17 protein-coding genes are annotated in these 21,999 nt (G+C 59.3%); 10 read left to right on the top strand and 7 right to left on the bottom strand.

The window, feature by feature from the left end:
• Window positions 1-7 precede the first annotated feature (7 nt).
• The 4 genes from AC0IXS_RS14275 to AC0IXS_RS14260 all read left to right on the top strand — a co-directional run bounded on the left by AC0IXS_RS14275 (window position 8) and on the right by AC0IXS_RS14260 (window position 5,544).
• The gene (locus tag AC0IXS_RS14275; protein WP_004887642.1) at window positions 8-883 is read left to right on the top strand and encodes an endonuclease/exonuclease/phosphatase family protein; all 876 of its coding nucleotides are present in this window, start codon (window positions 8-10) and stop codon (window positions 881-883) included.
• Window positions 880-2,970 (top strand): GGDEF domain-containing protein, encoded by a 2,091-nt coding sequence (locus tag AC0IXS_RS14270; RefSeq protein WP_191953875.1) that lies wholly within the window; start codon window positions 880-882, stop codon window positions 2,968-2,970. The genes AC0IXS_RS14275 and AC0IXS_RS14270 overlap by 4 nt, the downstream gene beginning before the upstream one ends.
• 94 nt (window positions 2,971-3,064) lie before the next feature.
• A complete protein-coding gene (locus tag AC0IXS_RS14265; RefSeq protein WP_122667956.1) occupies window positions 3,065-3,844 on the top strand; it encodes an N-acetylmuramoyl-L-alanine amidase in 780 nt (259 codons plus the stop codon).
• 83 nt (window positions 3,845-3,927) lie between these two features.
• The gene (locus tag AC0IXS_RS14260; protein WP_471824934.1) at window positions 3,928-5,544 is read left to right on the top strand and encodes an EAL domain-containing protein; all 1,617 of its coding nucleotides are present in this window, start codon (window positions 3,928-3,930) and stop codon (window positions 5,542-5,544) included.
• Window positions 5,545-5,693: 149 nt separating this feature from the next.
• Here the strand turns inward: AC0IXS_RS14260 and AC0IXS_RS14255 are convergent, their stop codons facing one another.
• The 3 genes from AC0IXS_RS14255 to algB all read right to left on the bottom strand — a co-directional run bounded on the left by AC0IXS_RS14255 (window position 5,694) and on the right by algB (window position 10,397).
• A complete protein-coding gene (locus tag AC0IXS_RS14255) occupies window positions 5,694-6,641 on the bottom strand; it encodes an IS110 family transposase (protein ID WP_057409210.1) in 948 nt (315 codons plus the stop codon).
• A gap of 611 nt (window positions 6,642-7,252) precedes the next feature.
• Window positions 7,253-9,040 carry a KinB sensor domain-containing domain gene (locus AC0IXS_RS14250; RefSeq protein WP_191957363.1) on the bottom strand — a complete coding sequence of 596 codons (1,788 nt, stop codon included), beginning with the start codon at window positions 9,038-9,040 and terminating at the stop codon, window positions 7,253-7,255.
• 10 nt (window positions 9,041-9,050) lie between these two features.
• Entirely contained in the window at window positions 9,051-10,397 is a 1,347-nt protein-coding gene (gene algB / locus AC0IXS_RS14245) for a sigma-54-dependent response regulator transcription factor AlgB (RefSeq protein WP_025996454.1), read from the bottom strand.
• A 197-nt stretch (window positions 10,398-10,594) separates the two neighbouring features.
• On the opposite strand from algB, the gene AC0IXS_RS14240 reads away from it, so the two are divergent.
• From AC0IXS_RS14240 to AC0IXS_RS14215, 6 genes are all read left to right on the top strand, one after another.
• Complete coding sequence (locus tag AC0IXS_RS14240) at window positions 10,595-11,440, top strand: BON domain-containing protein (RefSeq protein ID WP_025996453.1); 846 nt, start codon at window positions 10,595-10,597, stop codon at window positions 11,438-11,440.
• A gap of 233 nt (window positions 11,441-11,673) precedes the next feature.
• Window positions 11,674-11,958, top strand: a complete 285-nt coding sequence (locus AC0IXS_RS14235; RefSeq protein ID WP_025996452.1) for a hypothetical protein — start codon at window positions 11,674-11,676, stop codon at window positions 11,956-11,958.
• A gap of 60 nt (window positions 11,959-12,018) precedes the next feature.
• Window positions 12,019-12,183, top strand: coding sequence for a DUF1328 domain-containing protein (locus AC0IXS_RS14230; protein WP_002555679.1), 165 nt, complete (start codon window positions 12,019-12,021; stop codon window positions 12,181-12,183).
• 2 nt (window positions 12,184-12,185) lie between these two features.
• Window positions 12,186-12,650: an inhibitor of vertebrate lysozyme family protein gene (locus AC0IXS_RS14225; RefSeq protein ID WP_122432629.1), complete on the top strand. Its 465-nt coding sequence runs from the start codon at window positions 12,186-12,188 to the stop codon at window positions 12,648-12,650.
• 634 nt (window positions 12,651-13,284) lie between these two features.
• Window positions 13,285-14,616, top strand: a complete 1,332-nt coding sequence (gltP, locus tag AC0IXS_RS14220) for a glutamate/aspartate:proton symporter GltP (RefSeq protein WP_057410163.1) — start codon at window positions 13,285-13,287, stop codon at window positions 14,614-14,616.
• Window positions 14,617-15,405: 789 nt separating this feature from the next.
• A complete protein-coding gene (locus AC0IXS_RS14215) occupies window positions 15,406-16,647 on the top strand; it encodes a nucleoside recognition domain-containing protein (protein WP_057410165.1) in 1,242 nt (413 codons plus the stop codon).
• A gap of 4 nt (window positions 16,648-16,651) precedes the next feature.
• Here the strand turns inward: AC0IXS_RS14215 and AC0IXS_RS14210 are convergent, their stop codons facing one another.
• The 4 genes from AC0IXS_RS14210 to AC0IXS_RS14195 all read right to left on the bottom strand — a co-directional run bounded on the left by AC0IXS_RS14210 (window position 16,652) and on the right by AC0IXS_RS14195 (window position 21,962).
• Complete coding sequence (locus AC0IXS_RS14210) at window positions 16,652-17,833, bottom strand: DUF5924 family protein (protein ID WP_471824928.1); 1,182 nt, start codon at window positions 17,831-17,833, stop codon at window positions 16,652-16,654.
• Window positions 17,834-17,932: 99 nt separating this feature from the next.
• Window positions 17,933-19,312, bottom strand: a complete 1,380-nt coding sequence (locus tag AC0IXS_RS14205) for a M16 family metallopeptidase (RefSeq protein WP_057410167.1) — start codon at window positions 19,310-19,312, stop codon at window positions 17,933-17,935.
• A 66-nt stretch (window positions 19,313-19,378) separates the two neighbouring features.
• Window positions 19,379-21,022: a Na/Pi cotransporter family protein gene (locus AC0IXS_RS14200; RefSeq protein WP_057410168.1), complete on the bottom strand. Its 1,644-nt coding sequence runs from the start codon at window positions 21,020-21,022 to the stop codon at window positions 19,379-19,381.
• Between the two features lie 190 nt (window positions 21,023-21,212).
• Window positions 21,213-21,962, bottom strand: a complete 750-nt coding sequence (locus AC0IXS_RS14195; protein WP_137202774.1) for a TerC family protein — start codon at window positions 21,960-21,962, stop codon at window positions 21,213-21,215.
• Window positions 21,963-21,999 lie beyond the last annotated feature (37 nt).

The raw sequence follows: 21,999 nt of genomic DNA, 5'->3' as shown, positions 1-21,999 counted from the left end.
GCCGGTCATGGGCCGCTGGGGCGAGGGCACAAAGCGAGTCGTTGGCCTGCATGATCCGCGGGTCAACGAACATCATCTGAGCAAAAGTGGTCTGCCCGAAGACGGCAGGCTGCGATTGCTCAGTTTCAATATTCAGGTCGGTATCAGCACCGAGCGGTACCGGCACTACCTGACGCGCAGCTGGCAGCACCTGCTGCCGCACGTCGGGCGGGCAGGCAACCTGAAGAAGATCGGCGATCTGCTTCATGATTTCGATCTGGTTGCCTTGCAGGAAGTCGACGGCGGCAGCATGCGCTCTGGCTTCGTCAATCAGGTCGAACATCTTGCCCAGCTGGGTGCCTTTCCGTACTGGTATCAGCAACTCAATCGCAACCTTGGACGCTTCGCCCAGCACAGCAATGGGGTGCTGAGCCGTCTGCGTCCCGCCAAGATCGAAGATCATCCGTTGCCCGGCCCTGCGGGGCGGGGCGCGATTCTGGTGCGCTTCGGCGAGGGCGATGATGCGCTGGTGGTGGTCATGATGCACCTGGCCCTCGGCACGCGAACCCGAACGCGACAGTTGGCCTACATCCGCGAACTGATTGGCGGCTATCGTCATCAGGTGCTGATGGGCGACATGAACACTCACGCCAATGATCTGCTGGAACATTCGCCGCTACGGGATCTGGGTCTGTTGGCCCCGCAGATCGAAGCGACGTTCCCCAGCTGGCGGCCACAACGCTGCCTTGATCATATTTTGCTCAGCCCGACCCTGACACTCGAGCGCGTACAGGTGCTGGCTCAACCCATTTCCGATCACCTGCCGGTTGCTGTCGAGATTCGCCTGCCTGCTTCACTGTGTGGGGACTCGCTGCCTGTGCCCTCTGGTGGAAGCCTTGCATGAGCGACGACGCGGAGCGTTGGAGAGAGAAGTACCTCAAGGGAATCGAACAACAGGACAAGCTTGAAAAGCGCTGGGATGCGCGGCTCGACCTGTTGCGGCGAGGTCTGGTACGAAGCAGTCTGGCCGCAGAAGGCTCTGACCGTGCTGTCGACGAATGCATGAAGGAAATGCGCGAAATCGTGCGCAAGGACGATATGGATGCGGGCCTTGCGGCCTTGATTCCGCGTCTTGAAAAAGCCGTGCTGGATTCCGAGCATCGGCGCGAAGTCCGCGTCGGTCAGATCAGCACCGCCCTGACCGCGCTGGTGACACAGCTGCAAGCCTTGCCGCTGCCGCGCGACGTGCGCAAGCCGCTCAAGCGGTTTGCCAAAGACCTTGAGGAGCGGGCTTCTCAGGCACGCGAGCTGCCATTGCTGCTCAGTGAGCTGAGTGGCTTGCAAGGCAAGGCGCTGACTCAGCTGGAAAAGCCTGAAGAGGGCCATCGACCCGGATTGCTGGAGCGTCTGTTCGGCTCAAGGGACGAGCATGGCGAGGCTCAACCCCATCCCGATGCAGTCATACCTGCCGAAACGCCGTCTTCTTCCGATCACGAGCGCGACGCCCCCCACGCAGAACAGTATGCACACGAGGATCCGGAGCCCGGAGCACCGGTTGAGCGTTCGGTCGAGCCTGCGCAAGTAGTCGCTGTCGCTCCACACGATGCGCCGGCAGTCGCTGCCACGCCTGAGCCTGTCGTTGCCATACCTTCCGAGCCGCCAGTGCAGGCGCTTGATGTGGAAGAGCCTGCAATCATTCAGGTTGCCGAGCCGGTCCTTCCACCGATTGATGCAACACCATTTGCCCCGATGGTCGTCGTGCCTGTGGCTGGGCCCGTGCTCGACACTGATATCGAGGCCATGCTGACGCCGACGCCGAGCGTGCCTTTCCAGCAGATACCGGTGCCAGTCAGCGAGCATGAGGTGCCTGAAGAGGACGCTGACAGCGATGTTGATGAGGAGGCCGAAGACGATGGCTATGCCCTGCCCTCTTCGCCCGAACCGAGTTACAGCTCGGTTGCCACACACATCGAAGAAACCTTGTTGGGGCTGCTTGCCGACCTGACGCTGTCCGAGCACTACCGGCCTCAGGTCGAAGCCATGCAGTTGCGGCTCAGGCACGGGTTAAATTGGTACGAACTGTTGCCAATCCTGGATGATCTGGCCGTGCTGATGCTGGCGATCAACAACGGCGGGCAGCAGGAATTCGGTACTTACCTCAAGCAACTGAACGAGCGACTCGAGTCCTTTCAGAGCCATCTACAGGCGGCCAGCGAGGATCATGCGCAGGGCGAATCTTCGGTTCGTGACCTCAACGAGCAACTGCGCGAACAAGTCGGCGGATTGCAGAGCAGCGTTCAGGACGCCTCCGATCTGCCCAGCCTGAAGCTGGTGCTGGACAATCGCCTGGAAGGCCTGCTCAGCACCATGGATGACTACCAGCGCAAGCGTGATACGCGTGAGCAGGAAGTTGCGTCCCGCCTGCAAAGTCTTGCCGCCAGGGTCGCGAGTATGGAGCAGGAGGCTCTGGGTTTTCGTACCAACCTGGAAGAACAGCGACAGAAAGCCCTGATCGACCCGCTCACAGGGCTTGCCAACCGCGCGGCCTGGGCCGAGCGGCTTGAACAGGAAATGATCCTCTGGCAGCAGCATAAAAACAGTCTATTGGTCGGCATCCTGGATCTGGACCATTTCAAGCGGATCAACGATGGCTACGGGCATCTGGCTGGCGACAAGGTCTTGAAGATCGTCGCCAGCGTTCTGAAAAAACGTTTGCGACCGGGTGATTTTCTGGCCCGTTTCGGTGGCGAAGAATTTGTGGTGTTGATGCCGGCCACCCCTGTCACGACGGGCCTGCAATTGCTGGACGAATTGCGGGAAACCGTCGAACTCTGCCCGTTCCATTTCAAAGGCGAGCGCGTGACCATCACGGTCTCCATGGGCGTGACAGCGTTTCGCTCCGGCGAGCGCAGTGAAGTGGCTATCAAACGCGCCGATCAGGCGCTGTACCGGGCCAAGGAAAACGGCCGGAACAAGGTCGAACAGGGCTGATGCGCTGTTCTGGACAAACAGCTGTCGCAACGCATGAGCTATTGGTGCACGTTTTGTTATGATGTTGCATTAATCGCGCACGTAGTCTGATCTCATGAAGTTGTACCTTGCTGCTTTTCTCCTGCTTGCCCTGACCGCCTGCTCCAGCGGCCCTAGACTGGACACCAGTCATCCCTCGGCAAACTTTGACGGACGTATCCAATACGTTGTCATGCATTACACCTCCGCTTCACTTGAACGGTCCCTGCAATTGCTCACCCACGGCGAGGTCAGCAGCCATTACCTGATTGGCGATGACACTTCTGCAACCATCTACAAGCTGGTCGATGAAAGTGCCCGCGCCTGGCATGCCGGTGAAAGCGAGTGGGATGGCCGGACCTGGCTGAATTCAAGCTCCATCGGCATCGAGATCGTCAATCCCGGCTACACCGAAACGCCGACAGGCCGTCTGTGGTATCCGTATACCGAGGCGCAGTATCAGTCGATCAAGGTGCTGCTCAAGGACATCGTCAAACGCAACAGGATCGAGCCGAAACACATCATCGGACACAGCGACATCGCACCGGCGCGCAAGATGGATCCGGGACCGTTGTTTCCCTGGAAGCGCCTGGCCGCAGACGGCCTTGGCGTCTGGCCCGACGAACGGCAGGTGGCGCAGCGTCAGGCGCTGATGATGAACAACGTGCCAACGATCGGCTGGTTTCAGCAGCAACTGGCACGCCTGGGTTACACAACGCCTCAGACGGGTGAGCTGGATACTGCCACACGAGAGGTTATGGCCGCTTTCCAGATGCATTTCCGGCCCGAGCGTTTCGACGGCGAGCCAGATGCGCAGAGTGCTGCCATCCTGCAGGTGCTCAACCGCGCGAACTGAGCGCAGATCCGGCCCGTTCTTTCGACGGGCCAACTCCGTGCTTGTTGCTATAACTGATGGGTACTCTCTCTGAGTATCCACCGATGCTGATTGCGTCAACGCGTCTTCGAACGACCCTTTCCCGCCCTTGGTTGCCGGCATTGCTCGCAGCCTTGCTGAGCGCGGCCGTGTTGCTGACGGGCAGTCTGATGCTGGCCTTGCAGCAGGCGCGACAGACCGAAAGTCAGCAGATGAACGCTCAGGGCGAGCGCTTTCTGGTCAGGCTCGAGCAGCTGTTTGGCCAGTTGCAGTCGGGGCTGGACCAGCTCGAGCATCAACCGTTGCGACGTTGCAGTCCGGAGATGCTGGGACGTCTGCGGGAGGTCATTTCCAGCCACCGTTTCATCTACGAAGCCGCTTATGTCGGTGACGCCCGCGCCTGCTCCAGCTGGCCGCGAAAAACACTGCTGGCTGAAACCCGAACGCCCGACATTCGTGGGCCTACGTACGACTACTGGCTGAACACTTCGGCCCAGCCGGACGATAACCTGGCGGCGCTGGTGATGGGCCGTGGGGGCTTCCGGGTGTCCACATCCCGTGGTCACCTGACTGACGTGGTCGATCTTCCCCCAGGCGGCAGCCTGCTCGTGGTGCTGGATAACGCAACTCGCGCTATACCGGTGCTCGGCCCCGCACAGGCGTGGCCTGTTCCGGGTTGGGAGACGGGTGGCAGCGAGCCGCTGATCACCACGGCCACGCAATTGGTCTACCGCATGGCCACTCAGAGTCCGGAGTATCAGCTGGTGCTGATCACGCCGCGTACCGGTCTGCGCGACGATATGACCGGCGCGTGGTGGTTGCTGGTGCCCGCCAGCCTGATGATATCGCTGTGCGTCGGGGCGCTGGTGTTTCAAGTGCTGCGTCAGCGTAAATCGCTGGGGGCCGAGCTGACCGGTGCGTTGCGCCGTGCGGAATTGAAGGTGCTTTATCAGCCCATCTTCAATCTCGAAACGCGACAGTGTGTGGGTGCCGAAGCGCTGGTACGCTGGCATCGGCCCGACGGGTCGCTGACCAGCCCGGACCTGTTCATCCCGCTGGCGGAAAACACAGGTCAGATCCGCCAGATCACCGACTTCGTGCTGCAGCAGACACTGGAGCAGCTGGGGCCTTTATTGCGCGCCAATCCGCACCTGTACATCTCGGTGAATCTGGCCGCCTGTGATGTCATGTCGGCCCGCATAGGACGGGTCACTGCCCGGTTGCTGGCGCTACACAAGGTGTCGGCACGGCAAATAGCATTCGAGGTGACTGAGCGCGGTCTGATCGATGTCGTGGTGGCGCGCAATCATTTGCAGACGCTGCGTGATCGCGGTCATCAGGTGCTGATCGATGACTTTGGCACCGGTTATTGCAGCCTGGCCTACTTGCAGACATTGCCGGTGGATTGCCTGAAAATCGACAAGGCCTTCATCGATGCGCTGGGCCACGATGCTGCCAGCAGCGGTGTGGCACCGCATATCATCCGCATGGCCCATGCCCTGCAGCTCAAGGTGATCGCCGAGGGCATCGAGTTCGAATCCCAGGCGGCGTTGCTCAACAGCGAGGGCGTGATCTACGGTCAGGGTTGGCTGTTCGCCCGACCACTGACCGCCGTCGCGTTTGCCGAGCGGGTGACAGGCGGCCGCCGCAGCGCGGCCAGGCGCAGGAATGACGTGGCGTGAGGTGTCATCAAAATGCACCTCCGATCAAACAATCCATAAATCATTGAAAAGCGCTATTTCCGTGGGAGGCACCACCACGTCTTCGACGTAGCGCTGTCGCGCAGCAAACCCCGGGCGTCGTGGGAGATTCTATGGTTTTGGGAAACCCCTCAAGCCGCCTTTGATTGATATTCGCTCTGGGTTTTTAACAGGGCGAATACGACTCGAGCCATCTTCCTTGCCAGCATGACCAAGGCTTGAGTGGTGCTGAAGCCACGCTTTCTCTGCTCTTCATAAAACGGCTTCCACGCGGCTGTACGGCTGCCAGACATGGCCGCGTTATGAAGCAGCCGACGGGCTTCCGGATCGCCACGCTTGGTCAGGCGGCGCGGCCCGTCACTTTGTCCGGATTTGGACACCCTGAGGTCCAGGCCTAAAAAGGCGATGAAGGCGTTGGCGTTGCTGAATTCGCCTCGCTGAAAAGTAGTGACCAGCCGGGCCGCCGTCAGAAAGCCGATACCTTCTACTTTCATGCAACGACTGACCTGTCCCATCAACTCGGCTCGCTGCAGGACATCCTTGATCTTCTTCTCGACCAGCGCTTCAAGGCGCTTCATCGAATTGATCTGCGCCGCGAACGCTGTTTTCAACAGGGGCTCATTGGACCAGCTCTGAACCAGTCCGGTACGCGCCTGGACCAACGCCGCACGACGACGAAACAGGCTCAGCAACTGACGATAAAGCGGGCACGGCGGTACCCAGGGGTGCAGCTCGTCAGCCTCTTTCTTCAAATATCGGGCAAGCAAACGAGCGTCCAGCGCATCCGTCTTGGCGCGTACATTGACGCCTTTTCGGTAATGGCTCAGTTGGTAACCATCGATCATATAGATGGTGCAGCCGGCCTCATAAGCCATGTCGGCGAACAGTACGTGGTAGGTATTGGTGGCTTCGACAGCGATTGACACCGTTCCAGCCAAGGTACGCAACCACTTGCTGATAGACGCCTTGGTGTTGGGAATCGCTTCAAGTCGGTCGGACTGGTCCTGATAGATCACCAGCTCATTTTTGGCGACGTCTACTCCGACGACAGGTTTAGTCTGGGCAACCAGCATTGCCATGGCGCAATCTCCGGGATAAGGTTTGAGAACTTGAAGGGACCACCCAGAGGCGCAGGCTTGTTTCTATCGTAGGTCGCGAGCCATAAGCATTCTTTATCGGCGCTTGGGTGAAAGGAGGAGGGGTGAAATCTCCCACAGGTCTGTACTGCGCAAACAGTCAGAAGCGAACTGAGTCCCTCCTCCTCCCTTCAAGTCCTACCATACAAGCGGACTTGTCCGCGAATGCTGCATTTCAGTCGCTGAACCTTCATCGGCCGCACCGCCCCTTCGCGGACAAGTCCGCTCCCACAAAATCCAGTTCCTTCAGTGGCTTACAGGTTATTTGATAAGAGCGGACTTGTCCGCGAAAAGACCTGTGCATCCGATGAATATTCATCGGCTGAACTACAGTATTCGCGGACAAACGGAACGCCGCCCGGTCCGCTCCCACAAAAACGTGTTCATCCAGCAGATTACAGGTTGTCTGATAAAAGGCGATCTGCCGGGAATCGGCAGCAAAACCTGCACACGCGGTGTGTCAGATGCAATCTGGGACCGCTGCGCAGCCCATCGCTGCCGTCGTAACCTCCGAGAGCTGCAGAAGCAGGTGTGCGTGCATTTCACGGTATTGGCTAAAGCGGCAGCGCCATGTAGAACTGCGTGCCCTGCCCTGGGCGCGAATAGACGCCCATTCGTCCGCCATGCAGCTGGACGATTTCCTTGCACAACGCCAGTCCCAGTCCTGCTCCGCCTTTCTTGCGTCCGACCTGCACGAAGGGCTCGAAGATCCTCGCCTGTTGACCGTAGGCAATGCCTTCGCCGTTGTCTTCCACGCTGATGACAGCGCGTTCGCCATGACGTTTGGCCTGCAGGCGGATCAGGCCGTTTTCCGGGGTATGACGCAGGGCGTTGTCGAGCAGGTTGTCCAGTACCCGCTCCAGCTGGGCCTGGTCGGCATGCAGGCGCGGCAGGGTTTCGTGAATGTCCAGCATCAGAACGATGCCCTGCTCCTGAGCCTGCTCTTCAAAGCGCGCCTTGGCTTGCTCCAGCAGCGCTTCGATGGAGCAAGGCGCCAGCTTGAGCTTCTGCAGGCCGTTTTGATAACGCGAAAAATTGAGCAGGTCGTTGATGAGCTGCATCAGGCGCTGCATTTCTTCGGTGACCGTATTAAGCAGGTCCGCTTCGCGGGATTCGGGCGCGAAGTGCAGCCTCTCCTGCAGCAGACCGAAGGCCATGTGCATGCCTGTGACCGGCGTGCGCAGTTCGTGCGAAGCGCGCAGCACGAACTCGCTGCGCACGCGCTCGAAAGCACGTTGCTCGGTGACATCGTGCAAGACCATCACCGCGCCGAGGATGTGTCCTTTGGTGTGGCTTACCGGCGTCATGCTGTAAGTAAGAAGGCGCGATTCACTGTCGATCTCGATGGCGAGGTCTTCCGGGGCGCGCTCCAGGCTGCCGCCACGCAGAATCAGGTGCAACTGCTCGTCCAGTTCGGGATGGCCCAATGCTTCGCCGAGCCCTTGTCCGAGTCGACTCTCGTCCCAGCCAAGCTGACGCTGGGCCACAGGGTTCAAGTGCTCAAGGCGGCCCTGTCGGTCGATCATCAGCAGGCCGTCATCAATGCTGTCCAGCACCGCTTGCAAGCGTTGCTGGCCTGCCAGTAGTTCATCGACATTGGTGGCCTGATGCTGGCGCAGCGCCTCGGCCATGATGCCGAAGCGTCGGGTCAGCAGATTCATTTCAGCCGCTGAAGAGATGGGCAGCGTGACCTCATAGTTGCCCTGCCCGATGCGGTCGGCTGCCTTGGCCAGCGCTTCGATGGGCGCACCGAAACGCCGGGCGATACCGTGTGCCGTTACAAAACCGATGCACAGCACAGCCAGCCCAACCAGTCCCAGAAGGCCTGCGATCCACAATGCCCGCTCTCGAGAGCTGATCTCGGCGTTGCTGATGCTTTCCAGTGCCTGCCGATGTATGTCCAGCAAGCCGTTGCGCAGCGTGTCGAAGCTTTCGCTGAGTTCGGGGTTGCCGCGTATGCCGCGCGGATCGTCGCCCAGGCGCTTCCAGTCGTCGATGAAACGCTGATAGTCGTCTCGAGTCTTTTCGAACGCCCCCGTGACCGTCAGCCGGTCGTCACTCGCAGCGCTCTGATCCAGCAGATCCTTGAACGCTTCCTGGGCTTTCTCCAGCTCCGCCTCGTTATGCCGTGAGCCGGTCATTAATACCAACTGATCGCCGAGGTTTTGCCGCAGTTTCAAGCCGGTATCGAGAATGGCGAAGTTGTGCTGGATCAGCGATTCCTGGGTTCTGGCCATCTGCATGACGCTGACCAGGCCCAGTAACAGACCCAGCAATGCCACGGTGATAAGGGCTGAAATACTCAGGAACAGTCGAGTGCGCAACTTCATTGCCAGTTTCATATGCGCTCAATCACAGGTTGTATTGTTTGCGTTTTCGATAAAGCGTCGAGGCATCGATACCCAATGTCTTCGCTGCCTGATCGAGTGTGTCGCTGGTCGCCAGAACGGCCCCGATGTGGGCTTTTTCCAGCTCGTCCAGGCTCAACGCAGCACCGACGCGAGGCGCGTTGTTGGCCGGTTGTTCCGCCATGCCCAGGTGGCTGATTTCAACCCGCTCCTGCGGACAGATGATGCTGGCCCGTTCGATGACGTTGCGCAGCTCGCGGATGTTGCCCGGCCAGCGGTAGTTGAGCAGTGCCGCACGCGCCTCTTCGCTGAAACCGCGGGCCGGACGCGCGTATTCCTTGACGAAACGGGCCAGAAAACGGTCCGCCAGGGTCAGGATATCTTCGCTGCGCTCGCGCAAGGCAGGCAGGTGCAGGGTGATCACGTTCAGACGATAGAGCAGGTCTTCACGGAAACGGCCGCTGCGCACCATGTCTTCCAGGTTCAGGTTAGTGGCGGCGAGGATGCGCACGTCGGCGCGGCGAGTGACAGGGTCGCCGACACGCTCGTATTCCTTGTCCTGAATGAAACGCAGCAACTTGGGTTGCAAAGTAAGCGGAAAGTCGCCGATCTCGTCGAGAAAAAGCGTGCCGCCATCCGCTTGGTTAACGCGACCCAGCGTGCTTTCGCTGGCACCGGTAAAGGCCCCGCGGCTGTGACCGAACAATTCGCTTTCCATCAGTTCGGCAGTGAGCGACGGGCAGTTGATCGTCACGCAGGATTTCTTGGCGCGTTTGCTCCAGCCGTGAATCGCGCGCGCCAGCTCACCTTTACCGGTGCCTGACTCGCCGAGAATCAGAATGTTGGCGTCGGTCACGGCCACCTGACGGGCTGTTTCCAGAATCGCCATCATCGACGGGCTGTGGGAATCCAGACCGTCCTTGGGTTTGCGAATCTCGCCTTCCAGTGCTTCCAGGCGAGCCGACAGTTGCCTGACTTCAAGCTGTTTGGCGGTCGCCAGTCGCAGTTGGTCAGGGCTGCAGGGTTTGACCAGGTAATCGGCCGCGCCGGCCTGAATGGCATCAACCGCTGTGTCCACCGCCGAATGGGCGGTCACGATGACCACGCGCATCCATGGCGCCTGAACCCGCATCTGTGCCAGCACATCCAGGCCATTGTCTTCGCCCAGGCGTAAATCGAGAAAGCACAGGTCGAAGACCTGGCGTTGCATCAATGTGTCCGCCTGCGCTGCGCTGTTGGCAGTGGCGACACTGTAGCCTTCGTCTTCCAGACAGTACCGGAAAGTGCGGAGGATGGCGGACTCATCGTCCACAAGCAGAATACGGCCCTGATTCTCAGTGGCTGCTTCCATTTTTCCTACGCTCCTTAGTGAATTGTCTTGGTTAGTCTCGGAATCATCGGGCAAGTTGCATGGTCAATTCTGATTGATTCTGCGGCATGCATGCTAGCGATCTGTTCATCTAATGACGAACAGACCGATTAATCCGTGTTTATGTCGTTAAAACCGTCTGTTCAAAGACGAAACGTCAACCTCAGAAGGAGAACGCCATGCACTCACTGAAAAAGATCGCGTTGATCACAGCGACCGCTGCGGTGCTGGGCAGCAGCCCACTGCTCGCGCAGGCTCAAGGCGATCTGCCCACCCAGTTGGCTGAAGCGCGTCAGGAAGGTTCGATCTGGACCGCTTTCGCGTTGAACAAGCATCTGAGCCCTTTCAAGATCGATGTGGATGTTGAGCAAGGCACCGCGACGCTCAAGGGAAAGGTAGAAAACGAAGTCGACCGCGAACTGGCCGAGCGTATTGCGCTGGACATCAAAGGTATCGACAAGGTCGATAACCAGCTTGAGACCGACGCAGCCCTCGCCAGTGAGCCCGGCACCAAAGCCAACATGGCTCAGCGCTTTGAAGACGCCACACTGGTGGCGACTGTGAAGTCCAAGCTACTGTGGAGCAGCGTGACCGAGGCACTGAACATTGATGTGGACAGCAAGGATGGCGTGGTCACCCTCAAGGGTCGCGCCCAAAGCCCTGAAGCCAAGGAGCTTGCAGGCAGCCTCGCCAGCAACACGGATGGCGTGGTCAGCGTCAATAACCTCATCAGCCTGAGTGCGGCGGACTCCATCGCTGCCAAGACCCAGCCGCAGAACCTCAACCCTGTCGAGCAACTCAGCGACGCCTGGGTCACCAGCAAAGTGAAATCCAGCCTGATCTACAGCCGCAACCTCGACGGCCTGAACATCAAGGTCGATACCAAGGAGGGTCTGGTGACGCTCAACGGTGTGGTGGCCAACTTCGCTGAAAAAGAGCTGGCGGTCGAGATTGCACGCAACATTCGGGGCGTGAAAGGCGTAAACGCCGACGCCTTGAAAGTCATGGCTCGCAGCGCAGGTTGACGATCGGCGGCGCAGCAGTCGCTGCGCTTCGTGCAGAACGCACGATTGCAAAGGTGCAATCGTGCAGCTTGCTCGCAGGTCCTCTTTTAAAAATCTTATAAGCTGTTGATTTTATTGATTTTATTTGGCATCTGAAAACTGGCATGCAGTCTGCAATATCCCTTTCAACGAAGGTCGGCACATACGGCCCATACGATTGATCGAATGCCCCAGGGGGCGGAGGGAGTTTGCGGATGAACAGCCAGCGTATCGCACAGTTGCGTATCTCCCCTCTGCACGTACAGCAAGGTCTGTTTCTGCTTCTCGCCCTGCTTGTCACCCTGATCGCCATTCAGCAGTTCCAGCGTTGGTCTCAAGCCAACGAAGCGACTGAAACCAGACAGCAAATCATTCACAGCAGCGTCTCGTATCGGAGCGTCAGCGCTCCAGCGGCCCAGAACACTGCATTGAGCCTGCGCCCTGTAGAGGGTGTGATCTCTTCGAATGATGTAGCGCCGCAGCAAAAATGGGTCTTCTGATCCGACTTGAAATGACTGCATCCAATACATTCAAACAGCTGTAAAAAAAGGAGTATCACCATGTTGAGTTGGGCTATCACGTTTCTGATCATCGCCATTGTCGCTGCAGTACTTGGCTTCGGTGGTATCGCCGGTACAGCTACAGGTATCGCCAAGATCCTGTTCGTTGTCTTCCTGGTGATGTTCGTTGTTTCGTTCTTCTTCGGTCGTCGCGGTCGAGGCTAACGATGCATACGTCGCTCCGTGCGCTGGCTGTCGCCCTGTTGATGGGCGGCAGTGCTGTAGTGATTGCCGCCAATGATGGTCAGGCGCGTGTAAACGAGTTGCTGTCTTCAGCGCCCGAATACCGCCAGACCTGGGCGAAGGTTGTGAAGAAAGAAGAGCGACTGCCCGACTGGGTGATCAATCTTTCCGGCACTTCCGAGCAGATGACGGCAGTGACCGAGGATGGTGATCCGTATCTGGTGGGTCCGCTTTGCGAGACCGCCGATACGTGCAAAAGCAAGCGCCTGATCGTGGCTTTCAGTCTCGACAAGGAAGATGCCTACGCAATGCTGGTTGAAGTGCCCGCCGGTCTGCCTGCGGACAAGTCGCCAACGCGTCATGCCACCTACCGGTATCTGGGCAAGCCCGACGAGGGCATGCAGCAACTGCTCAACGAGCAATTGCGCAAGGATCCGAACTGGTATTGATCCAGAGGGGAAGAGCTTGATGGTTCTTCCTTATTGCGCGACCTGAGGAAGGTACGCGCATGACCAGGGGGCCGGGTTGTGTTGATCGAGATGATCGGCGCGACCTAGGGGTACAGGGAGTACCTCCGTTGAGGGCCGGGTCAGGCAAGCTGCCGCACAGTGGAAGGTTCCATGCATCGACTTCGTCGGTCAGGAACTGCCCCGCTCGTGCGGCGCTTTACGTATTTCATGCTTAGTTCAATCCCAGTCAACCGTATATCTATTAAATCCTGTAACAACATCGTTCCAACCCCGCAAAACACCCCTCCCGATTGTTCGACCCTCTTTACAACGTAGACGACGTTTTAGCCACCTTTGCGCCGAATAGCCGCATCCGCCATGTCGTAAATCAATCCTTTTTGTCGTTTTTGTATGCCGATTGTGCATGAGGTAGTCGTTTACGGCATTAGACGTGGATCCATGTGGTGGGAATAGTTGCGACTTTTTTCGCCTGCTACAGAGCCGGGATGCTCGACTGCGGTGACCTTCTGTGGACAGCCCAAAGGTATCCGCCCCTTGAAAAGGCTGTGGAAAAAGCCCTTTTCAGCGTGTCGGTTTTGGAGTTGCCCAAGCCACTTTCAACAAGGGTAATAATATGAAGAAGGCAAAGCTGAGTCTGGCCTGGCAGATATTGATCGGTCTGGCGCTGGGTATCGCTGTTGGCGCACTGCTCAATCACTTCAGCGCCGAGAAGGCCTGGTGGATCACTAATATCCTGCAACCCGCGGGTGACATCTTCATTCGCCTGATCAAGATGATCGTCATCCCTATCGTCGTCGCCTCGCTTGTCGTGGGCATTGCAGGCGTAGGCGATGCCAAGAAGCTGGGGCGTATCGGCCTCAAGACCATCATCTATTTCGAAGTGGTTACGACCATCGCGATTCTGGTCGGTCTGGTCCTGGCCAACGTGTTCCACCCTGGCACCGGCATCGACATGAGCACGCTGGGCACGGTCGATATTTCCAAATATCAGCAGACCACTGCCGAGGTTCAGCACGATCATGCGTTCATCGCCACGATCCTCAACCTGATTCCATCCAACATCTTTGCCGCCATGGCGCGTGGCGAGATGCTGCCGATCATCTTCTTCTCGGTGCTGTTCGGTCTGGGTCTTTCCAGTCTTCAGGCTGAAGTACGTGATCCGCTGGTCAAAATGTTCCAGGGCGTGTCGGAGACCATGTTCAAGGTTACCCACATGATCATGAACTACGCACCGATCGGCGTTTTCGCACTGATCGCCGTGACCGTCGCCAACTTCGGTTTTGCTTCGCTGCTGCCGCTGGCCAAGCTGGTGATCCTGGTTTACGTGGCCATCGCTTTCTTCGCCTTTGTGGTACTGGGCCTGATCGCCCGCGCCTTCGGCTTCTCGGTCATCAAGCTGATGCGCATCTTCAAGGACGAGCTGATCCTGGCCTACTCCACCGCCAGCTCCGAGACCGTATTGCCACGCGTCATCCAGAAGATGGAAGCCTATGGCGCGCCGAAAGCGATCTGCAGCTTTGTGGTGCCGACCGGTTATTCCTTCAACCTCGACGGCTCGACGCTGTACCAGAGCATCGCGGCGCTCTTCATTGCACAGCTTTACGGCATTGACCTTTCGATTGGCGCGCAACTGATGCTGGTCCTGACCCTGATGGTGACGTCCAAAGGCATTGCCGGTGTTCCGGGCGTGTCCTTCGTGGTGCTGCTGGCCACGCTGGGCAGCGCGGGCATTCCGCTGGAAGGCCTGGCGTTCATCGCCGGTGTCGACCGCATCATGGACATGGCACGCACCGCCCTGAACGTGATCGGCAACGCCCTGGCCGTACTGGTCATCTCTCGCTGGGAAGGCATGTACGACGACGCCAAGGGCCAGGCCTACTGGGACTCCCTGCCGCACTGGCGCAGCAAGGAACCGGTCGCGCTGGGCAGCCCTGCTGCTGAGTAATCGCTAATGGCAAAAACAAAACCCCGGATTTCCGGGGTTTTGTGTTTCTACCGATGTTGAAGGGCATGATGATCGTTCCACTCTCAGTGGTAACGCCGCTCAGGGCACTCCGCGTCCGCCTTCGAATGTGACGCAGAGCGTCACGGCTGCATGCCCACGCACAGCGCTCATCGTTATAAACAAGTCCGCAAGACACGCAAAACGCGGGGCAAAACGAAAGTAACTGACTGAATGCCTCCCACAGCCCGTGGTCGCAGCAAGACTCGGGTATAACGCTGAGCACAAGCATGGGCATGATCGGCGTGCTTGAGATCACGCTGATCGTTCCTACGCTCCGCGCTCGGCGTTATACACAAGTCCTCCTGGAAGAATACGATGATGATCGTTCCTACGCTCTGCGTGGGAATGCCTCCCAGGACGCTCCGCGTCCGCTCTCGAACGTGGCGCAGATGCGTGGACAAGCTCCAGCGTTATCCACGTCACGCGCTCGGCTAACTGAATCCTCCTTCTGTGCCATTTGTGACGCGGAGCGTCACGGGAGGCATGCCCACGCGATGGGCACGATCGGTGTGCTTGAGATCCCTGATTGTTCCCACGCTCCCACAGGTCCGCATTCAGTCAGAAGCTTCCGTTTTGGCCCCGTTTTCTCGTCTTCCAGACTGTTGTATGACGATGAACGTCGAACATCGGCGCCTGACTACGACGCGCAGCGCCATGGATACAGCCCGCCGATTTCCCTCCAGCCCACCCCGCCGTTATCATCCCCGCATCTTGTGAAGGACTTATCCGATGCTCAATGGCCTGTGGCTTGGTTTTTTTGTCGTGGCGGCGATTTCCGCGATGGCGCAGTGGCTGGTTGGCGGCAATGCGGGCATCTTTGCGGCGATGGTCGAAAGCATCTTCGCCATGGCCAAGCTGTCGGTCGAGGTCATGGTGCTGTTGTTCGGCACCCTCACCCTCTGGCTCGGTTTTCTGCGCATTGCCGAGAAGGCCGGGATCGTCGACTGGCTGGCCAAGGTGCTCGGACCGCTGTTTTTGCGGCTGATGCCCGAAGTGCCGCCCGGCCATCCTGCGCTGGGTCTGATTACCCTCAACTTCGCTGCCAACGCACTCGGGCTGGATAACGCCGCCACGCCCATCGGGCTCAAGGCCATGCGCTCCCTGCAGGAGCTCAACCCCAGCAAGGACACCGCCAGCAACGCGCAGATTCTGTTTCTGGTATTGAACGCGTCGTCCCTGACCCTGCTGCCGGTGACGATCTTCATGTACCGCGCCCAGCAAGGGGCTGCGGACCCTACGCTGGTCTTCCTGCCAATCCTGCTGGCCACCAGCGCCTCGACGGTTGTGGGGCTGCTGTCGGTTGCGTTCATGCAGCGTCTGCGGCTGTGGGACCCGGTGGTGCTGGCCTATCTGATTCCCGGCGCGCTGCTGCTCGGCGGTTTCATGGCCTTTCTGGCGACCCTGTCAGCGGCTGCACTGGCGGGTCTGTCGTCCATTCTCGGTAACCTCACGCTGTTTGGCCTGATCATGATGTTTCTGATCATCGGGTCGCTGCGCAAGGTGCAGGTGTACGAGGCGTTTGTCGAAGGCGCGAAGGAAGGCTTCGACGTCGCCAAGAGCCTGCTCCCCTATCTGGTGGCAATGCTGTGTGCCGTCGGGGTGTTGCGGGCTTCGGGTGCGCTGGACTTCGGCCTGGAAGGCATCAGGCACTTAGTCGAGTGGCTGGGCTGGGACACCCGCTTCGTCGATGCGCTGCCGACGGCGATGGTCAAGCCGTTCTCCGGCAGTGCTGCACGGGCCTTGCTGATCGAGACCATGCAGACCCAGGGTGTGGACAGTTTCGCCGCGCTGGCTGCCGCAACGATTCAGGGCAGCACCGAAACCACGTTCTACGTGCTGGCGGTGTACTTCGGTGCAGTCGGCATTCAGCGCGCCCGCCACGCCGTGGGGTGTGCGCTGTTTGCCGAGTTCGCGGGTGTAGTGGCGGCCATCTTCGTCTGCTACTGGTTCTTCGGCGCCACCGCCACCTGACGGATTATTGAGCGGGCGTCTCCGGCGCTGCTTCAGTGGCGGGCGCCTCCTGCTTCGGCTGAGCGGGCGCGGATTTTTCAGGTGTCGATTCCGGTGTGGTCTCTTCGCCGGTATCGCCACCCGGCTTGAGTTTGATGATCCTGCCGGTCGGGCGTTTGACGGCAGGCTCATTACCCTCGGTGACGTTGAAGCGCAGCACACCGATCATCTGCCCGTCTTCTGTCAGCACCCTCACCTGCCAGCGCCCGACCACGTCCTGCGGGAAATTCTGTTTGTGGGTCCAGGCGCGGTAGCCCTCCTTGCGTCCGCCATGGATGTCCAGGGCGATCCGGTCCATCTCCTTACCGTCATGTCGCCACACGTGATAGATGCGCTCCTCAAGGCCCCGTGGCGCGTTGATCGCGGTGTACGCATACAGGCCGCTCGCGCGCAGCTGACTGGCGCTGATCTGGCGGATGCTGTCGCCCGGTGTACGGTTCTTGTCGTCGAAGTCCGGGCTGACAGCCACTTCGGTCAGCCACAGGGTTGCAGGCGGTACCCAGGAACGCAGCAGCCAGCCCGCGCCGCCCGCCACCACAATCATCGTGATGACCATCAACGCGTTGCGCCAGTTGGTCAGCGGGAAGCTCGACGCCAGGCTTGGAAACGACAGCAGCATTGCGACGCCCAGCGCCAGCTTGTAACTCTCGGCGGTGGTCAGGTGCACAATGATGGGCAGCGCAGTAAGGAGCGCTGCGAACAGGGTCAGGGTGTGCAGGGCCATGAACAGCCAACGGCGTGGCGCGAGCCATTTGTAGTACAGCGGATCGATGATCGAGATCAGCCCCGCAGCGCCCAGGAGCGCCGTGAACACGGCCTGGCCGCTGTTCCAGGTGGTGGTGATGAAAAAGAAAGGCAGGACGAAGAACAGGCTTTCCTGGTGGATCATCTGCGTGCCGTAGCGCAGCAGCCCCTGGGGAATCTCTCGACCGATGGCCTTGTTGAGCATCCCGACCATGGTGTTTTCGACCATCAGCCACAGCCAGCTGATCAGCATGACCACTGCGATCCAGGTGGCCAGACCTTCCTGACGATCCACCAGAATGAAACTGGCAATACCGGAGGCGAATCCAAAAGCCGCAATAAGCCCCGGATAGCGTTGCATCAGGTTGAGCACGGGTGTCACAAAGCGGTTCAGGTCAGGCATCTGGGCAGTTCACTCGGTTCGAAACGATCAAAAACCCGCGCAGCATAACAACGCAGCGCGGGTCCCTGTGCAAAGAGGTGCAGTGCACCGGTTCGGTTCTTATTTACGCCGCGCCCGCCAGCGCCAGAGCGCCAGCAGGACCACGATCAGACCCAGCACTGCAGCAATCACCCAGTACAGGCCGTCATAGCTGAGCAGCGGTTTTTCGATACGCATGTAGCCCGGCTGAGCCAACAACTGGCGCATCGCCCGGTTGGCGGTTTCCAGGCTCACTGCCTTGATGCGTTTGGCCGGATCGACAAAGCGTCCGTCCTCGTAATCGTTGATCGCGCCCCAGTAGTAATCGGCCAGTGCGCTGTTGCCTTGAACGGCCCATGCCTGACGCGCAATCGCAGCTTCCTGCAGACGTGCAAAGGTTTCGGGCTGCATGCCGTCCTTCTGCAGACGCTCGACCAGCGCGCGCATTTCCCGCTCAGCCTCATCGGCGTCTTCGCGTTCGACATCGGCATTCAGACTCAGAAAGCCAACATCGCCGAACACTTCGCGCTCGGCTGAGGGACCGTAGGACAGGCCATGCTTGAGGCGTAGCTCGGTGTAGAGCGACCAGTCCAGGTAGGCTTTGACCAGATCCCAGGTCTCATCGTGTTGATCGTCGAGTTCGGGTTCGGTGTAGAACAGATGCAGCCTGGCGTTATCTCCCAGCCCGCCGCGCTCCAGCTCGCGTCGCGGCTCGGCAGAGCCATTGCTCTCGGCCAGTGGCGGGTGATCGATGGGATCGGTCGGGGCCAGCTTGCCGTAGGTGCGTTCAAGATAGGCTGGCAATAGCTTGTCGAGATCGCCGACCACGATCAGGGTCATGTTGTTAGGGGCATACCAGCTGGAAAAAACCTCTTCGATGTGTTCCAGCGTGATGTTGTCCACTTCAGGACGTTCAGCGCATTTGAGCCCCATTTCTATCGCCAGTTGGCTACTGGCGCCGTGGCTTGAGCCGCGATTATCAAGCAGGCGCTGCAAATGGGAAAAGTGCCCGCCGTCCTCACGCTCGACAATGCGCTTCACATTGTCCAGCCGGTCCTGAGTGAGCTCGGTCTTTGTCATGACGTCCAGCAACAGGTCCAGCACCTTGCGCTGATTGCGGGCGGGCGCTTCGAGCACGAAGGTGGTATCGGTGTTGCTGGTGAAGGCATTCCACTCGCCACCCAGCGCCTGCATGCGCTCTTCCAGACCGCCTTCTCCGGTCCTGTCGATGCCGCTGAACAACAGGTGCTCCAGCAGATGCGGCAGCTCCTTGTCCTGGCATTGGAAATCATCGAAGCCGATGCCCACCACCAGACGGATGGCAACGTGGCCTTTTTCGTAACCGGGTTTCAGAAGAACTTGCAGACCATTGGGCAGCAGATAGCCCTCGACCTTGAAGCGGTCAAGGGCGAACGAAGGGAGTGTGACGAGAAACAGACAAGCGAACAGCAGGCAACGCATAACGCAGCTTTCCTTGCGGGCCGGTATGTTTAACAGACTTCGACACTCCCCTTACGTTCATAACGATTACTCCACCGCAGTCTCGCTGGCCAGCGCGCCGGTATCGGAGGTTTCCAGTACTGCGTAGGCGCTGCTGCAGAACAGTGAATTGAGGCGCTTCATGTCGGCAATCAATTCCAGATGCAGCGAACTGGTCTCGATGCTCTGCACGACTTTCCGCTGCAAACGACTGACGTGAGCATGCGCCAAACGCCGTTCCTGCGCCCGAAAACGACGTTTTTCACGCAGCAGTTGGCGGGCGCTTTCTTCGTCGCCGCTGAGAAAGACCGAAAGCCCCAGACGCAGGTTGGACTGCAACTGAATATGCAGGTCGGCCAGCTCTTCCAGTCCGACTTCCGAAAACGAGCGACGTTGCGAGGTCTTTTGCTGCTGGATCTTGCGCAGCATGCGCTCGATCAGACCGGCGGCCAGCTCCAGGTTGATGGTCAGCTCGATGATCTCCGCCCAGCGACGATTATCGTGCTCGCCCAGCTCTTCACGCGGCATCTGCGCCAGGTAAAGCTTGATCGCGTTATAGAGCGCTTCCACGTCATCGTTGAGACGACGTACCTCCTGCGTGACGGCGGTCTGTGTGCCGCGCAGCACGGCCAGCATCGAGCCGAGCATGCTTTCGATCAGATCGCCCATGCGCAGCGTTTCGCGCACGGCATTGGCCAGCGCCAGGCTGGGCGTTGCCAGTGCGGTAAGGTCCAGATGGCGCGGTTTGGCCAGGCCGCCGACTTCGTTCTGCTGTGGCAGCAACGCTGTGCACAGGCGTGCCATCGGGCCGACAGTGGGCAGCATGATCAGGCAGCGCGCAGTGTTGTAGATCAGGTGGAAGCCGATCACCAGCTCTTGAGGGCTGAAGCCCAGGGTGTCGATCCAGGCTACGAGCGGATCGAGCACCGGGATGATCAGCAGCAGGCCCAGCAGCTTGTACAGCAGGCTGCCCAGCGCGACCTGCCGGCCTGCCACGTTCTGCATGCTGGTGCTCAGAAACGCCAGCAGCCCGCTGCCGATGTTGGCGCCGATCACAAGACCGATGGCCACAGGCAGCCCGATGATTTCCGCGCCCGCCAGCGTGGCGGTCAGCAGCACGGCCGCAAGGCTTGAATAGGAGATCAGGGCGAACATGGCACCGACCAGCGCATCCAGTAGCAAATCGCCCGTCAATGACGCGAACAGCACCTTCACGCCGGCCGCCTGGGTGATCGGAGCAGCCGCTTCGACGATCAGTTGCAGCGCCAGCACGATCAACCCCAGGCCGATACCGACGCGGCCCAACTGCCCTGCTCGGGTCTGCTTGCGTGACAGGAAGAACACCACGCCGAGGAAAATCAGCAGCGGCGACAGCCAGGATAGATCGAAGGTCAGCACCCTGGACATCAGTGCGGTGCCGACGTCGGCGCCGAGCATGATCACGAGTGCTGGCGTCAGCGTCATCAGACCCTGGCCCACGAACGAGGTCACCAGCATTGCCGTGGCGTTGCTGCTCTGCACCATGGCGGTCACGAGAATACCGGCGATGAAGGCCAGCGGACGTTTGGACATGTTCTGGCTGAGTACGCGCCGCAATTGCGCGCCGTAAACACGAAGGATGCCAGTGCGCACGATGTGCGTGCCCCAGATCAGCAGGGCCACGGCGGATAGCAAATCGAGCAGGGTCAGCATACTGAGAGCCCCTGAGGTTTGCCCATTCAGGCATTGGATTGAAAGGTGCAGCGTGTAGCGAGCGGGGAAGTGTGTTGTAACGCTCTACTAAGCTTTAGTCGGCCTTTGGCCTTGGCGCCAGCATCGCACAGCCTTGGTTTCATTGAAATAAAACTGTCATAAATCCTCCTCCCACAGGTTGTGCTTCCAGTCAGCGCCTGTCGCTTGAGTTACTCATGCGTTCCTTACGGACAGCCCTGGCCATGCGCATCCGGATATTGATGGTTTCCACCCCCAGCGAAAACGCCATGGCGAAGTACACATAGCCCTTGGGCACATGCACGTCGAACGCGTCCGCGATCAGGACGGTGCCGACCAGAATCAGAAACGACAGGGCGAGCATCTTCAATGACGGATGCCGATTGATGAAGTCGCTGATTGCGCCGGAGCACAGCATCATCACCAGGACCGCCGTCACGATGGCCGCGATCATGACCGGAATATCGGAAACCATGCCCACGGCGGTGATGACCGAATCCAGTGAGAACACGATGTCGAGAATGGCGATCTGAATGATGGTGTAGAAGAACTGCCCGTTGCCGCCCCTGGGCGTTGCGCCCTCTTCTTCGCCTTCCAGCCCGTGATAGATTTCCTGCGAGCTTTTCCAGAGCAGAAACAGCCCGCCGCAGAACAGAATCAGATCACGCCCGGAAAAGCCTTTGCCCAGCACCGAAAACAGATCATCGGTCAGGCGCATGACCCAGGTGATGGAGAGCAACAGCAGAATCCGCGTCACCATCGCCAGCGCCAGCCCGACGATCCGGGTGCGTGGCTGCATCGCCTTGGGCATGTGCCCGACGAGGATGGAAATCATGATGATGTTGTCGATGCCCAGCACGATTTCCAGGGCAGTGAGGGTAAAAAAAGCAGCCCAGATCTCGGGGTTGGTCAGCCATTCCATGGGGTGTCCTCAAACATGAAAAAGCCCGCCATCAACC

This window comes from Pseudomonas sp. AC016 (genome assembly GCF_979253365.1).
This window is presented reverse-complemented; position numbering and strand designations above follow the sequence as displayed.

What these genes read in the sequence shown, in the direction of transcription:
- AC0IXS_RS14275 (WP_004887642.1), top strand. Translation starts at nt 8, where the DNA reads ATGGGCCGCTGGGGCGAGGGCACAAAGCGAGTCGTTGGCCTGCATGAT.
- AC0IXS_RS14270 (WP_191953875.1), top strand. Translation starts at nt 880, where the DNA reads ATGAGCGACGACGCGGAGCGTTGGAGAGAGAAGTACCTCAAGGGAATC.
- AC0IXS_RS14265 (WP_122667956.1), top strand. Translation starts at nt 3,065, where the DNA reads ATGAAGTTGTACCTTGCTGCTTTTCTCCTGCTTGCCCTGACCGCCTGC.
- AC0IXS_RS14260 (WP_471824934.1), top strand. Translation starts at nt 3,928, where the DNA reads ATGCTGATTGCGTCAACGCGTCTTCGAACGACCCTTTCCCGCCCTTGG.
- AC0IXS_RS14255 (WP_057409210.1), bottom strand. Translation starts at nt 6,641, where the DNA reads ATGGCAATGCTGGTTGCCCAGACTAAACCTGTCGTCGGAGTAGACGTC.
- AC0IXS_RS14250 (WP_191957363.1), bottom strand. Translation starts at nt 9,040, where the DNA reads ATGAAACTGGCAATGAAGTTGCGCACTCGACTGTTCCTGAGTATTTCA.
- algB (WP_025996454.1), bottom strand. Translation starts at nt 10,397, where the DNA reads ATGGAAGCAGCCACTGAGAATCAGGGCCGTATTCTGCTTGTGGACGAT.
- AC0IXS_RS14240 (WP_025996453.1), top strand. Translation starts at nt 10,595, where the DNA reads ATGCACTCACTGAAAAAGATCGCGTTGATCACAGCGACCGCTGCGGTG.
- AC0IXS_RS14235 (WP_025996452.1), top strand. Translation starts at nt 11,674, where the DNA reads ATGAACAGCCAGCGTATCGCACAGTTGCGTATCTCCCCTCTGCACGTA.
- AC0IXS_RS14230 (WP_002555679.1), top strand. Translation starts at nt 12,019, where the DNA reads ATGTTGAGTTGGGCTATCACGTTTCTGATCATCGCCATTGTCGCTGCA.
- AC0IXS_RS14225 (WP_122432629.1), top strand. Translation starts at nt 12,186, where the DNA reads ATGCATACGTCGCTCCGTGCGCTGGCTGTCGCCCTGTTGATGGGCGGC.
- gltP (WP_057410163.1), top strand. Translation starts at nt 13,285, where the DNA reads ATGAAGAAGGCAAAGCTGAGTCTGGCCTGGCAGATATTGATCGGTCTG.
- AC0IXS_RS14215 (WP_057410165.1), top strand. Translation starts at nt 15,406, where the DNA reads ATGCTCAATGGCCTGTGGCTTGGTTTTTTTGTCGTGGCGGCGATTTCC.
- AC0IXS_RS14210 (WP_471824928.1), bottom strand. Translation starts at nt 17,833, where the DNA reads ATGCCTGACCTGAACCGCTTTGTGACACCCGTGCTCAACCTGATGCAA.
- AC0IXS_RS14205 (WP_057410167.1), bottom strand. Translation starts at nt 19,312, where the DNA reads ATGCGTTGCCTGCTGTTCGCTTGTCTGTTTCTCGTCACACTCCCTTCG.
- AC0IXS_RS14200 (WP_057410168.1), bottom strand. Translation starts at nt 21,022, where the DNA reads ATGCTGACCCTGCTCGATTTGCTATCCGCCGTGGCCCTGCTGATCTGG.
- AC0IXS_RS14195 (WP_137202774.1), bottom strand. Translation starts at nt 21,962, where the DNA reads ATGGAATGGCTGACCAACCCCGAGATCTGGGCTGCTTTTTTTACCCTC.